The organism is Amycolatopsis alba DSM 44262, from assembly GCF_000384215.1.
In the GTDB taxonomy this organism is placed as follows: domain Bacteria; phylum Actinomycetota; class Actinomycetes; order Mycobacteriales; family Pseudonocardiaceae; genus Amycolatopsis; species Amycolatopsis alba.
This window is the reverse complement of record NZ_KB913032.1, coordinates 2,836,240-2,849,428: the sequence shown is the minus strand read 5'-3', so window position 1 is coordinate 2,849,428 and position 13,189 is coordinate 2,836,240. Positions and strand designations below refer to the sequence as shown.

Annotated in this window: 13 protein-coding genes; 7 read left to right on the top strand and 6 right to left on the bottom strand. The window is 68.6% G+C overall.

Annotated features, from left to right (window positions below; translation table 11 throughout):
• Positions 1 to 21 precede the first annotated feature (21 nt).
• Complete coding sequence (locus tag AMYAL_RS0113350; protein WP_020631811.1) at positions 22 to 615, bottom strand: TetR/AcrR family transcriptional regulator; 594 nt, start codon at positions 613 to 615, stop codon at positions 22 to 24.
• A 23-nt stretch (positions 616 to 638) separates the two neighbouring features.
• A complete protein-coding gene (locus AMYAL_RS0113345; RefSeq protein WP_026467035.1) occupies positions 639 to 2,138 on the bottom strand; it encodes a glutamate-cysteine ligase family protein in 1,500 nt (499 codons plus the stop codon).
• Positions 2,139 to 2,354: 216 nt separating this feature from the next.
• Between AMYAL_RS0113345 and AMYAL_RS0113340 the strand changes: the two genes are divergently transcribed.
• From AMYAL_RS0113340 to AMYAL_RS0113330, 3 genes are all read left to right on the top strand, one after another.
• Positions 2,355 to 3,170, top strand: coding sequence for a TrmH family RNA methyltransferase (locus tag AMYAL_RS0113340; RefSeq protein ID WP_020631809.1), 816 nt, complete (start codon positions 2,355 to 2,357; stop codon positions 3,168 to 3,170).
• A gap of 27 nt (positions 3,171 to 3,197) precedes the next feature.
• Positions 3,198 to 3,800 (top strand): DUF2537 domain-containing protein, encoded by a 603-nt coding sequence (locus AMYAL_RS0113335; RefSeq protein ID WP_020631808.1) that lies wholly within the window; start codon positions 3,198 to 3,200, stop codon positions 3,798 to 3,800.
• A gap of 78 nt (positions 3,801 to 3,878) precedes the next feature.
• A complete protein-coding gene (locus tag AMYAL_RS0113330) occupies positions 3,879 to 4,247 on the top strand; it encodes an MmcQ/YjbR family DNA-binding protein (protein WP_020631807.1) in 369 nt (122 codons plus the stop codon).
• A 36-nt stretch (positions 4,248 to 4,283) separates the two neighbouring features.
• On the opposite strand, the gene sepH is transcribed toward AMYAL_RS0113330, so the two are convergent.
• The 4 genes from sepH to AMYAL_RS0113310 all read right to left on the bottom strand — a co-directional run bounded on the left by sepH (position 4,284) and on the right by AMYAL_RS0113310 (position 9,415).
• Positions 4,284 to 5,129, bottom strand: coding sequence for a septation protein SepH (gene sepH, locus AMYAL_RS0113325; RefSeq protein ID WP_026467034.1), 846 nt, complete (start codon positions 5,127 to 5,129; stop codon positions 4,284 to 4,286).
• A 189-nt stretch (positions 5,130 to 5,318) separates the two neighbouring features.
• A complete protein-coding gene (locus AMYAL_RS0113320) occupies positions 5,319 to 6,482 on the bottom strand; it encodes an ATP-binding protein (RefSeq protein ID WP_020631805.1) in 1,164 nt (387 codons plus the stop codon).
• Entirely contained in the window at positions 6,479 to 7,138 is a 660-nt protein-coding gene (locus AMYAL_RS0113315; protein ID WP_026467033.1) for a response regulator transcription factor, read from the bottom strand. The genes AMYAL_RS0113320 and AMYAL_RS0113315 overlap by 4 nt, the downstream gene beginning before the upstream one ends.
• Before the next feature lie 471 nt (positions 7,139 to 7,609).
• Complete coding sequence (locus tag AMYAL_RS0113310; protein ID WP_020631803.1) at positions 7,610 to 9,415, bottom strand: alpha-L-fucosidase; 1,806 nt, start codon at positions 9,413 to 9,415, stop codon at positions 7,610 to 7,612.
• A gap of 230 nt (positions 9,416 to 9,645) precedes the next feature.
• Here AMYAL_RS0113310 and AMYAL_RS0113305 point away from each other — a divergent pair, with 230 nt between their 5' ends.
• From AMYAL_RS0113305 to AMYAL_RS0113290, 4 genes are read left to right on the top strand one after another with little or no spacing between them, the layout of a single operon-like run.
• Positions 9,646 to 10,197 (top strand): hypothetical protein, encoded by a 552-nt coding sequence (locus tag AMYAL_RS0113305; protein ID WP_026467032.1) that lies wholly within the window; start codon positions 9,646 to 9,648, stop codon positions 10,195 to 10,197.
• On the top strand, positions 10,194 to 11,294 hold the full coding sequence (locus AMYAL_RS0113300) for a peptidoglycan-binding protein (protein ID WP_020631801.1): 1,101 nt from the start codon (positions 10,194 to 10,196) through the stop codon (positions 11,292 to 11,294). The genes AMYAL_RS0113305 and AMYAL_RS0113300 overlap by 4 nt, the downstream gene beginning before the upstream one ends.
• The gene (locus tag AMYAL_RS0113295; RefSeq protein WP_020631800.1) at positions 11,291 to 11,977 is read left to right on the top strand and encodes an ABC transporter ATP-binding protein; all 687 of its coding nucleotides are present in this window, start codon (positions 11,291 to 11,293) and stop codon (positions 11,975 to 11,977) included. Before AMYAL_RS0113300 ends, AMYAL_RS0113295 begins: the two co-directional genes overlap by 4 nt.
• Positions 11,974 to 13,188: an ABC transporter permease gene (locus tag AMYAL_RS0113290; RefSeq protein WP_020631799.1), complete on the top strand. Its 1,215-nt coding sequence runs from the start codon at positions 11,974 to 11,976 to the stop codon at positions 13,186 to 13,188. Before AMYAL_RS0113295 ends, AMYAL_RS0113290 begins: the two co-directional genes overlap by 4 nt.
• The last annotated feature ends 1 nt before the right edge of the window (position 13,189 follow it).

The following is a 13,189-nucleotide window of genomic DNA, read 5'->3' as shown; positions in this document are numbered from 1 at the left end:
ACAATCGCGAGTTAGGCTACCCTAATCTTTGTGGTCCTCCGTCATTCCGACCGCTCTGAGCACGAATCGAACGGCTCCTTCGATCGCGTCGTCCAGCCGTTCGGGTGGCACGTCGACGACCTGACGGCTCCCCAGCGCGGCGGTGATCATCGGGATCAGCACGTCGGGATCCTCCTCCGGCACACCCTCGGCGAGGATCTCCCGCAGCTGGCCGGTGATGGGATCGGCGTGTGCGCTGATCCGCCGGTACGCGGACGGCGCCAGCGCCGACGCGAGCGCCGTCCCCGGCGGCAGGTGGTACTCCGCCAGCACCCGCAGCTGCAGCCGGACGAACGTCGAGAGCTTCGCGACCGGGGTGTCGGCGGTCGCGACGGCCGCCGTCAGCCGTTCGACGTACCGCGTCGCCTCGTCCTCGACGAAGGCGACCAGCAGGCTTTCCTTGTCGGGGAAGTGGTTGTACATCGCCGTCCGGCCGAGACCCGCTTCGGCCGCGACCCCCGCGAGCGTGATCGCGTCGAATCCGCGCTCGTACAGCTGCCCGCGCAGGACGTCGAACACCCTGCTGCGGACCTCGCGCCGATGTTCCTCCAGCGACCGGCCGATGATCTTGGGCACGACCCACCTCCCTGGGAGGAACCTTAAGCCTCCAGCGACCAGGTGTGCACCGGAGTGCCGGTGGCCGACAGCTCCAGGTACCGGCTCAGCATCCGGTTCAGCGCGGTCTCCCGCTCGGCGCCGCGCTCCTCCGCGCGCAGGACGTATTCCCGTTGCCACGCCGAGCCGGTCCGCCTGGTGAGGCAGCGCTGCTCGATGACGCCCAGATAGCGCTCTCTCGCCTCGTCCGAAACATCCGATCGGCGCAGCCCCTCGTGTGCCAGCGGCAGGAGGACCCGCAGCACCAGTTCGTCCGGCGGGATCCAGCCGATCCCCGGCCAGTACAGCTGCGCGTCGAAACCCCGTCGCGCCCCCGCGTACATGTTCTCCTCGGCCGCCTGGAACGACATCTGTGTCCACACTGGACGGTCGGCTTCGGCGAGTGCCCGCTGGGCGCCGTAGAAGAAGGCGGCGTTCGCGACCATGTCGATCACGGTCGGCCCGGAGGGCAGCACCCGGTTCTCCACCCGCAGATGCGGCAGGCCGTCGACGACGTCGTAGACCGGCCGGTTCCAGCGCCAGACGGTGCCGTTGTGCATCCGGAGTTCGGTGAGTTTCGGGGCCTGGCCGGAGTCGAGCGCTTCGATCGGGTCTTCCCGGTCGGTTTCGGGCAGCAGACCGGGGAAATACCGGACGTTCTCCTCGAACAGGTCGAAGATCGACGTGATCCACCGCTCGCCGAACCACACCCGCGGCCGGACGCCCTGATTCTTCAGCTCCTCCGGCCGGGTGTCCGTGGCCTGCAGGAACAGCGGGATCCGTGTCTCGTGCCAGAGTGTCTTGCCGAGCAGGAACGGCGAATTCGCGCCGACGGCGATCTGGACCCCGGCCAGCGCCTGCGCCGCGTTCCAATGCGCCGCGAACTCCTCCGGCGCGACCTGCAGATGCAGCTGGACCGAGGTGCAGGCGGCCTCGGGCAGGATCGACTCGGAGTAGCTGCGCAGGCGCTCGGGTTGCCTGCCGGGCAGTGGCGCACCTTCCATCGAGAGCACCGTGCGCTCGCCGCGCGCGGCGAAGATCCGATCGTTGAGCAGTGAATACCGGGCGTTGTTGGTGAGCCACTTCTGGTCGAAATGCTCGTGCCGCAACGTCGGGAGGATGCCGATCATCGCCAGCGAGGCGCCGGATTCGTCGGCCTTGCGCCCGGCGGCGTCCAGGTACGCGCGGAGGTCGTCCTCCAGTTGCAGCGCGGAGTCGCCTGCCAGCGGCCGCGGCGGCACGTTGAGCTCCAGGTTGTGCTGGCCGAGTTCGGTGGTGAACGACGGGTCGTCCAGCGCTTCGAGCACCGTCGTGTTCGTCATCGACGGGCGCAGCTCGGCGTCGACGAGATTGAATTCGACTTCGAGCCCGATGTTCTTGCGGGGGAAGGAAAAACTTCCATCGGTGAGCATCCGCGCCAAGGTGTCGAGGCAGCGGTGGACCTTTCGGCGATAACGTCCGCGATCTTGCAGTTCACAGGGGTCCGCCGAAAGATTCTTACCCATGTTCGTCGAGCTCCTCATTGGCCACGCTCCGCGGGATCCAGGCGGGACTGCCAGGCGGCCCAACGGTTTCACGCATCGCCGTCGCCCGGCTAGCGGCCAAACTGGTGCTCTCTGTCACCAGGGGTTAACTTACAGCAAAATACGTCCGTTCGTACCACCTGCCGGTGGACGTTCGGACGCAAACGGCACGCAGCGGGCGGATGACACACTCTCCCGGTGGCTGAACTGATCACCGTCGACGACCCCGGCGACCCGCGGCTCGACGATTTCCGCGACTTGTCCACAGCCGATCGGCGGCCCGATCGGCCAGGTGGGCGTGGCTTCGTGATCGCCGAGGGCACCGTCGTCGTCGAGCGCCTGCTCAAGTCCCGGTATCCGGTCCGCGCCCTGCTCGGTGTGGAGCGACGGTTCCGGGAATTGGGCGACGACCTGGACGGCGTCGACGCCCCCGGCTACGTGACCTCGGCCGAGACGATGGCCGAAGTGGTCGGCTTCCACCTGAATCGCGGGGTGCTGGCCGTCGCGGACCGGCCCGTCCCGCCGCCGACGGTCGAGAGCGTCATCGACGGCGCGCGGGTGCTCGCGGTGCTCGAAGGCGTCGGTGACCACGAGAATCTCGGTTCGCTGTTCCGCAACGCGGCCGCGCTCGGTGTCGACGGGGTCCTGCTCGGCGGCGGTTGTTCGGACCCGTTGTACCGGCGCAGCGTCCGCGTTTCGATGGGACACGTGCTGCGTGTCCCGTTCGCCACGTTCGGGTCCTGGCCACAGGACCTGGAACTACTGAGGGAACGCGGTTTCCGTATCGCGGCCCTCACTCCTCGTGCGGATTCCGTTTCGCTGCGCCAGTTACGGGACCAAACACTGGAGAAGGTCGCGTTGATGCTGGGTGCGGAAGGCCCCGGCCTGACCGAGGAGGCCATCGCCGCCGCCGACGTCGCGGTGCGGATCCCGATGCCGGAAGGCGTCGATTCGCTGAATGTCGCCACCGCGGGCGCGATCGCGTTCTACGAGACGCGTCCACCGCTATCGTGAGCACCCGAGCGATCACGAGGAGAACCCATGGAATTGCGGATCCGTGAGGGACGCGCGGTGCTGGCCGGGCCGGGCGGCGAAAGCGCGCGCGAGGTGGACCCGCATTCACTCGCGATCGGTTCGGACCTCGCCCAGGCGCTGCACGAATGGGCACGTGTCGCGTCCGTCGTCGGTGAGTCCGGCACCGAAGCCGTTTCCGTGGTCTCCCAGCGAGGCCGTCAGCTCGCCCAGCGGGTCGCCGCCACGATGGGCACCTCGGTGCGGTTCGTCGATCCCGTCTCCGGCGAACGCGTCATCATCGACCCGCCGGCCCCCGCCCCCCGCAGCGAACTCGCGCGGCGGCTCTTCGGCACGCCGGACCCCGCGGGCGAACCGACACCCTGGCTGACCGGGCTGACCGTCTCCGCGTTCGTCGCGGCCGTGGTCGTCGTGGCGATGCTGGCGCTCGCGAACACCCTCGCGCGCGAGACCAACGGCTGGCTCGCGCTGCTCGCGTCCGCCGTCGTGACCGCCGGGATCACGCCGTCACTGTGGCTCGCGCGGCGGGTGCCGATCGTGCGGTGGGCGTCCTTCGGCGCGGCCGCGGGGATCGTGATCGCGTGGATCGGCGTGTTGATCGTCGTCTTCTGAAGATCGAAGACGGCTGTGGCGCGAGGTGACCGCGGTTTCGGGCGAGCCCGCGGGGGCCGGCACGAGGATACTGAGATCATGGCCGGTGACCCGCTCGTTTCACTCAGACGGCTTTGCCTCGCGCTGCCGGAAGCCACCGAACGGCTCAGCCACGGCGAGCCGGCGTGGTTCGTGCGCGGCAAGAAGACGTTCGTCAAGTACGCCGACCACCACCATCATGACGACAAGGTCGCGTTCTGGTGCCCGGCGCCGCCAGGGGTGCAGGAGGAACTGGTGGGCGCGGAGCCGGAGCGGTTCTTCCGGCCGCCGTACGTCGGGCACAGTGGCTGGATCGGGGTCCGGCTGGACATCGACGTCGACTGGGCCGAGATCGAGCTGATCGTCACCGACGCCTATTGCCTCGTGGCGCCGAAATCCTTGATCGCACTGGTCCCCGGACGCACGTGATGGCCCCTCCACCGGAAGGGGCCATCACGTGCGGATTCAACCTCGTTGCGATCGGACGCCCAGTAGGACGTCTTCCCAGGATGGAACGATGGGGTGGTTCTTCTTCCCCTTCGCCCGTGGAGCCGGTTCGGCCACTTCCTCCGGCTCGTCAGCCGGAAGTGGTGACTCGACATCTTCTTCAGGCTCCGCGATCGGCGCGTCGATCACCTTCGCGACCGGCTCGTCCGGAGCACTGTCGAGAGTGGGCTGGACGACGGCGTCCTTGGCCGGTTCCAGCGCCCGGACCGTGCGCGGGGCGCGGTAGGCGTTGGGGTTGAGCAGGACTTCGGCGTTCTCGTCGAGCGCCTGCACGGTGCCGCCGTGCGCGCCGGGCGCGAACGACCAGTGCGCGCGGTTGTCCGAACGGCCTGCCTTCCAGCTCAGCACGACGACCCACTTGCCGTCGTCGCCGCGCCAGGAGTCCCAGGTCGCTTGGCTGTAGTCGTGGCCGCGGAGACCGAACGAGTGCGCCATGACCTCGCCGAGCGTCTGCACGTCGGGGCCGTCTTCGCGGATCGGGTGCGCGCGCTGGGCCAGTTCGGCGGTGCGGGAGCGCTCGAGCAGGACGGGGTACGCGAAGCGCTCGACGCGCTGCACGGTCACGCCCGCACTGCTCGCGACCTGTTCCACGGACTCACCGGCCCGGATTCGTGCCTGGATCTCGCGTGGCCGCATTTGGCTCTCCAACTCGATCTCGATCTGGCCGAGGCGGGTGATGTCACCCCTCGCCGCCGCTCGCAACCTCTCGTCCGCGGGGAGGAGGAAGCGCGTGCGGCTCGCCGGGTCTTCGCACACGATGGACTTACCGTCCTCGTGCAGCCCGACCACCCGTAGCGCTCGCATTCTCGCCTCCCCGATTCTTCACCTTTGTGGGTGTCCACGTTAAAACGGCGCGTCGCCTTGACGTGTGAGGCGCGCCGATGTCATGTGTCCTGCTCACTATTTTGTTCATGACCGCAAGTGCATTCTGCTGGAGTAATCGGCGGCTCGCCGCGTGACGCGCTGGACACACACAGTCACGATCGGGGGAATCTAAGGCAGCCGCACCCGGACGACCAGTCCGCCGCCCCGGCCGCCGGGTTCCGCGCCCGCGGTCCCTCCGTGCGCCTTGGCGATGGACCGGACGATCGACAGCCCGAGCCCGGCGTTGCGCGAGTCGCCGGTCCGGTCGCCGGAGAGCCGCCGGAACGGCTCGAACAGCGCGGGGACGGCGTCCAGTGGCACCTGCGGGCCGGTGTTGCGCACCACCAGCGCCGGATCGCCGCCGATGTCGACGTGGATCCAGCCGCCCTCGCGGTTGTAGGTGATGGCGTTGTGCACGAGGTTCGTGACCAGCCGTTCCAGCAGCACGGGGTCGCCGGACACCGTCCGCGGCCGCAGCCGCGACTCCACCGTGACCCCCGCTTCCTCGGCCATCGCCGTCGCGGACCGGATCACCGTCGCCGCGACCTCGTCCAGTCGGACGGGGCCGCGCGCGGCGAGGCCGCGATCGCTGCGGGCGAGCACGAGCAGGCCTTCGATCATCCGTTCGCTGCGTTCGTTGGTGTAGATCAGGTGTTCGCCGAGTTTCCGGACCTCCGGGCTGACGTCGGGGTCGGCCATCGCCACCTCGACCAGTGTGCGCTGCACGGCCAGAGGGGTCCGCAGTTCGTGGGAAGCGTTGGCGACAAAGCGTTTCTGGCTCTCGAACGACACGGCGAGCCGGTCGAGCATGCCGTCGAAGGTGTCCGCGAGTTCCTTGAGTTCGTCGTCGGGGCCGTCGAGGTCGATCCGCCGGTCGAGGTTCTCGACCTCGAGTTTTCGCGCGGTCGAAGTGATCGCGTGCAGCGGTCGCAGCACCCGGCTCGCCATCAGCCAGCCGAACAGCACCGCGAGCGCGCCGGCGATCGCCAGCGCCACCAGCGATTGCCACAGCAGTGTCGAAAGCACGTCCGAGCGGTATTCGGTGATCGAGGTCGCGACCAGCTGGGTGGCCTGTGCGCGCTCGACGGGCATGATGGTCGCCGTGTCCATCGGGTACGCCTGGGCGCGCTGGACCGAGATGCCCGCGGCGGTGTCGGCGAAGGCGGCCGTGTCCGGCAGCTTCGAGCTCACCAGCAGGTAGTTGACGATCAGCAACGCGAGCCCGACGACCAGGAACGCCCCGCCGTAGAGCGCGGTCAGCTTGGTGCGCAGGGAAAGCCGGAGTGGCTTCATGACCCGAACCGGTAACCGGCGCCGGGAACGGTCTCGATCAGCGGCGGTTCGCCGAGTTTGCGGCGCAACGTCATCATCGCCACCCGGACGGCGTTCGTGAACGGATCGGCGTGCTCGTCCCACGCCTTCTCCAGCAGTTCTTCCGCGCTGACCACGGTCCCTTCGGCGCGCATCAGCACCTCCAGAACCGCGAATTCCTTGGGGGACAAGGGAAGGAACCGGCCATCGCGGGACGCCTGGTGCCGGGGCAGGTCGAGGACGACACCGCCGCGTTCCAGTACCGGCGGCAGCGCCGGCCGCGCGCGCCGCGACAGCGCCTGCACCCGCGCGACGAGCTCGGCGAACGCGAACGGCTTCGTCAGGTAGTCGTCGGCGCCGAGGCCAAGCCCGGCGACCCGGTCGTTGACGTCGGCGGCCGCGGTGAGCATGAGGACCCTGGCCTCGCCGCCGGTCCCGATCACCGCGGCGCAGACCTCGTCGCCGTGCACGACGGGGAGGTCCCTGTCGAGCACGACGACGTCGTAGCCGTGCACCCCCACCCGGTCCAGGGCCTGTCCGCCGTCGTAGCAGACGTCGACGGCCATGGAGAACCGTCGCAGGCCCTCGGCGATCGTGTCCGCCAGCAGGCGCTCGTCTTCCACTACCAGCACTCGCACCAGGTCAGTCTGCCCCGCAGGGGGGTAAGCGCGGGATAAGCGCGGGTCACCCGGACCGGTGCGGTATCGGCGGACAGGTGGTGTTGCGAAAGCCACTTTCGCAACCTTCAACGTTGTGAAAGTGGCTTTCGCAACGCGTTCCGGCGGGGCTGCTTGCCTGGTGAACAGGGGCGGGTCTCGTGAGTGGCGAGGACGTAACTCGCGTGATCAGGAACGGATCTCGCGTGATCAGACGGCGAACTCGGTGATCGCCGTCTGATCACGCGAGTTACGTCTCTGATCACGCGTGATCGCCGTCTGATCACGAGTGATCGCCCGTCTCGCCCGAACACGACACCTGCTCCTCAAGAGAATCGGCCTGACCACTCACGAGACCCGACAGGCGCTCGGTGTCGCGAAAGCCACTTTCGGGACATCAGACGTCTCGAAAGTGGCTTTCGCGACATGGCCGGCGCCGGTGGACGGCGTGGCTCAGCCGACCGGGCGCAACTGCCGCGCCGGGATCACCTGCTGCGGAGTGTTCGGGCTGGACCACAGCAGTTTCATCGACGCCTCACCGCCCCGTTCGGTCTGTTCGAGCCGGATCGCGTACGACTTCCCGGCGACCAGGTCGAGAGTCGCTTTGTCGACACTCGGGCCGTGCGGGATGGTGTTGTCGATCAGGAGTTTCCCGTCGACCCACAGCCGCACGGTGTCGTCCGAAACCGTGGTGAACGTGTGCTTGCCGGTGTCCCGCGCGGTGACCTGGCCGCTCCACCGCGACGAGAAGCTCTCCGCCGGGATCTTCGCGTCGGGTGATCCGGTGAACTTCCAGTTGTGGTTCACGCCCGGCTCGGTCCGGCGCACCGTCGGTGTCCCGGTGAAGTCCGGGTTCGGCCAGTACTCGGCGGTCAGCCCGGTTCCGCGTCCGGCGGGGGCCTGCGAGAGCGGGTCGACACTCAGTTCGATGACGGTCGCGACGTCGTTCGTCCGGCCGCCCGACGGCGTGAGTTTCACGCTTCCGGACGTCTGCTCGACCCTCACGCGCTGCCCGCTCCCGAGCACTCGCGCGTCGCGGACCCGGAAAGGCGCCAACGCGTCGAGTGTCAGTGAGCCGCCCGAAGCGGGCCAATCGAACACCGACGCGTAAAGCTTGTCGCCGCGGCGGCTGACGACGCCCCAGTCCGGTTCGGCGACGAGGCCCGGCGCGCCCGCTCCGTAGACGGCGGAGGACTGTTTGGCCGTCCGCAGCCACTGTCCCATCTGCTTCAGCCTGTCGACGGATTCCTGGGGCACCCGGCCGTTGCGATCAGGGCCGACGTTGAGCAGGAAATTGCCGCTGCGACCGGCGATCGAGAGCAGTTTCCTGGTCAGATCCGCCGAGGATTTCCAGTTGTGGTCCCATTCCGTGTAACCCCAGCTGCCGTTGAGGGTCATGCACGATTCCCACAGCTGCCCGTCGACGGGCTTGTCCGGGATCTCCTGTTCGGGCGTTCCCGTGTCGCCGTCGACCACCCGGCGTTTGCCGACGCGGTTGTTGACCACAATGGACGGATCGAGGCTCCGGACGTAGGCTTCCAGCTCCTCGCCGTCCCTTTCCGTCCAGGGGTTGTTGGGCCGGTCGGTGCTCCATTCGCCGTCGAACCACAGCACCGCCGGGTGGTAGTTGTCGACGAGTTCCTTGAGCTGGGCGTACATCCGCTCCTTGTACTTCGGGAACGTCGCCGGATCCGGGAAATCGGGATCGTGCCAGTCCCAGATCGAGTAGTAGAAGCCGAGTTTGACGTCCCGTGCGGCCGTCGCGCGTTTCAGCTCGGCGAGGATGTCGCGCTTCTTGTCGAACGCCGAATGATCGCGGAGGTTGAACTTGTTGACCTTCGTCGGCCACATCGCGTAGCCCTCGTGGTGCTTCGACGTGATCACCACGTACTTCTGCCCGGCGTCCTTCGCCGTCTGCGCGATGGTGTTCGCGTCGAAGCCGGACGGGTTGAACTTCGCGGCCATCTGCTCGTACTCGGCGCGCGGGATCTGGCAGTTCCGCTGGATCCATTCGGCGTCTTGGCAAACGCTTCCATCAGGGCGGGTGTACTTCCCCTGCAGCTGGGAGTACGCGCCGAAATGGATGAACTGACCGAACCGGTCGTCGCGCCACCAGCGCGTCCGATCGGCGGTGAACGGGTCGTCGTAAGCGTGATCCGACGGGAGTGGCGCGGCCTCCGTGACGGCGGGCAGGACGCCCAGTGCGGTGGTCGCGATGACGAGGGCCGCCAGGGCCCGGAGCGGCTTGCGGCGATTCATGCACTCCTCCTCGCTGAGGTGTGGTCGCCAGGGACTGTAAGAACCCAGAGGTCCGATGTGAACCCCCGAAAGGCTCGCCAGGGTGCTAGTTCACCCGGAAAGACGGCAGATAGATCGGATCTCTGTCTCGCTGAGTGGGACCGTAAGCGGGGGATAAGCGACTTCGCTTACCGCGCCGGAATCGCCGCCTCCGTAGAAATCGGGTCGCCAAGACGACCGAAGGAGCAGCGATGCGGAAACGACCGATGGCGGTACTGATCGCCGGAGCGGTCTTCGCGCTGGTGGCCGGCTGCGGCGGTGGCGGGGACGGTGGCGACAAGGTCGCCTCGATCTCCTCGCCGCCCGCCGCCGGTGCCGGCGACGGGAAACAGGCCGACAACGTGTCCGATGAGGACAAGATGCGCAACTACGCCAAATGCATGCGCGAGCACGGGATCAACATGCCGGATCCCAAGGCCGGCGGCGAGCAGAACACGATCTCCATCGAGGCGGGCGAAGGTGGTTTCGACGAGAAGAAGATGAACGACGCGAGCGAGGCGTGCCGCAAGCTGCTGCCGAACGGCGGCGAGATCAAGCCGCCGACGCCGGAAGAGCTCGACAAGATGCGCAAGGAAGCGAAGTGCATGCGCGACCACGGCATCGACTTCCCTGACCCCGAACCGGCGGGCAAGGGCGGCACCGCCATCGCGCTGGGTGACGCGAACGGTGACCCGAAGAAGTTCGAAGAAGCGGCGAAGGCCTGCGGTCTCGGCATGACCATGAGGGCGGCCCCAGCGAAATGAGCGAACACGAAGGACCCGGCCACGCCCGGCGTTCGCGCCGGACGCGCTGGTTCATCATCGCGGCGGTTCTCGTCGTCGTGGCCGGGACGATGTCGGTGGTCGTGCTGACCAGGGTCACGTCGGAGGCCCAGCAGGTCGGTCAGGCGCCGCCGCCGGTCGAGACCGCGAAGGTCGAGAAGACCGACCTGCAGGAGGAAGAGGAGGCGAGCGGAAAGCTGGGCTACGGCGAGGAAAGCACCCTCGCCGGCCGGAAACAGGGCACCATCACGTCCCTGCCGGACGCCGGTGCCGTGCTCACCCGCGGCAAGGCCGTGTACGGCGTCGACGCCAAGCCGGTCCCGTTGTTCTACGGCACGCTGCCGTTCTTCCGTGACCTCGCGGACGGGGCGACGGACGGACCGGACGTCAAGCAGCTGGAAGAGAACCTGAAGGCGCTCGGTTTCGGCGGTTTCGGCACGCCCGACAAGAAGTTCACCTCGGCCACCGCGGCCGCGATCAAGAAGTGGCAGAAGTCGCTGGGCGTCGAGCAGACCGGAACCTTCGGGCAGGGCGACGTCGTCCTCGCGGCGGGCGAGATCCGGGTTTCGCAGCTGGCCGCGCAGCTCGGCGGGCCCGGCGGGGGCGAATTGCTGAAGTACACCGGCACAGAGCGGCTCGTCGAGGTCAAACTCGACGCCGCCAAGCAGACCATCGCCAAGGCGGGGGACAAGGTCGGGGTCGACATCACCGGCGGCAAGTCGACGAACGGCGTGATCACCGACGTCGGCAAGGTCGCGGAGACCGGCAAGGACGCCGCCGGGCAGGACGACGGCAAGCCGAAGATCAAGGTCAAGATCAAGCTGGACGATCCGGCCGCGGCGGGGTCGCTCGATTCGACGCCGGTTTCGGTGCGCTTCACCAAGGAAGTCCACAGTGGAGTGCTGGCGGTCCCGGTCGGGGCGCTGCTCGCGCTCGCAGAGGGCGGCTACGCCGTCGAGGTCGACGAAGGCGGCAAACGACGGCTCATCGCGGTGAAGACCGGCTTGTTCAGCAATGGCCGCGTCGAGGTCACCGGCACCGGTCTCGCCGCCGGGATGCGGGTGGTGACGACGTCATGACCCCGGTGCTGGCCGTGCGCAACGCCTCGCGCACCTATCCCGGCGGCGTACGCGCCCTGCACGAGGTGACACTGTCCATTGAGGACAGAGAGATGGTCGCCATCCTCGGACCGTCCGGTTCCGGCAAGTCCACGCTCCTGCAGCTGATGGGGACGCTCGACCGGCCGACCAGCGGCGTCATCGAACTGCGCGGGCACGACGTGGCGAAACTGCCGGACCGCAAGCTTTCCGCGTTGCGGTCACGGTGGATCGGTTTCGTGTTCCAGCAGTTCTTCCTCAGCGAGGGGGTGAGCGCGGTCGACAACGTCGCGACGGGGCTGCTGTACGCGGGGGTGCCGCGGCGGAAACGTCACGAGCGGGCGCTGGCGGCGCTCGACAGGGTCGGCCTCGCGCATCGTGCGGCCCATTTCCCGAACGAGCTCTCCGGCGGGGAACGGCAGCGGGTGGCGATCGCGCGGGCGGTCGTCAACTCGCCGTCGATCCTGCTGGCCGACGAGCCGACGGGGAACCTCGACACGGGCAACGGCGCGGCGATCCTCAACCTGCTCGCCACGCTGAGTTCGCAGGGGACGACGGTCGTGATCATCACGCACGACCGGGAGATCGCGGCGGGCATCCCGCGGCGGATCGAACTGCGGGACGGCCGGATCCGGCTCGACACCGGGACGGGGGTGTTGGTGTGAGCGCTCCCGTCCTCGACAAGACGCCGGATCCGGCCCGGCTCGGCCCGCGTGACGTGCTGAACCTCGGCGCGCACGGGATGCGGACGCGGCCGATGCGCGCGGTGCTGTCCGCGCTCGGCATCGGGATCGGGATCGCCGCGATGGTGGCGGTGCTCGCGATCCCGGCGTCGGGCGCGAAGGCGCTGCAAGACCAGCTGGCCGCGCTCGGCACCAACCTGCTTTCGGCGGGGCCGGGCAAGACGATGTTCGGCGGCGACGCGACGTTGCCCGACAGCGCGGTGCCGATGGCGAAGCGGATCGCGCCGGTGACGGCGGCGTCCGCGACCGGCAGCACCGACGCGTCCGTCCGGCGGACGGACAAGATCGGCAAGGACGAGACGTCCGGTCTGTCCGTCTTCGCGGCGACGCCGGATCTGCTCGACGTCATCGGCGGCTCCCTTCGCGACGGCCGGTTCCTGCGGGACGCGACCCGTGACTACCCGGTCGTCGTGCTGGGTTCGGTCGCGGCCGCGCGGCTCGGGATCGACCACATCGACCAGGCGAAACCGCCGCAGGTGTTCATCGGCGGGAAGTGGTTCACCGTGGGCGGGATCCTCGGGCCGACGCCGCTGGCGCCCGAGATCGAGCGGTCGGCGCTGGTCGGCTGGGACGCCGCGATACGGCTTCTCGGCTTCAAGGGGCATCCGACCAACGTGTACGTCCGGGCGAAGGACGCGCAGGTCGAGAACGTCCGCTCGGTGCTCGCGCAGACGATGAACCCGGAAGCACCGAACGAGGTCGAGGTCCGTCGTCCGTCGGAGGCCCTGGAAGCGCAGAAGCTGACGGAGAACACCTACAGCGCGCTGTTCCTCGGGCTCGGCGGGGTGGCGTTGCTGGTCGGCGGGGTCGGGGTGGCCAACACGATGGTGATCTCGGTGCTGGAGCGACGCCGGGAGATCGGCCTGCGCCGCGCGCTCGGCGCGACGAAACGGCAGGTGAGAGGCCAGTTCTTGGCCGAGTCGGTGCTGTTGTCCGGGCTCGGCGGGATCGCCGGGGTGCTGGTCGGCGTCCTCGTGACGTCCGGGTACGCGCTGAGCCAGGGCTGGCCGGCGGTGCTCCCCGTCGGCGCGCTGCTCGGCGGCGTCGGGGTCTCGGCGCTGGTCGGTGCCGTCGCCGGTGCCTATCCGGCGATGCGTGCGGCCCGGCTCCCGCCGACCCAGGCCCTCGCCTAGC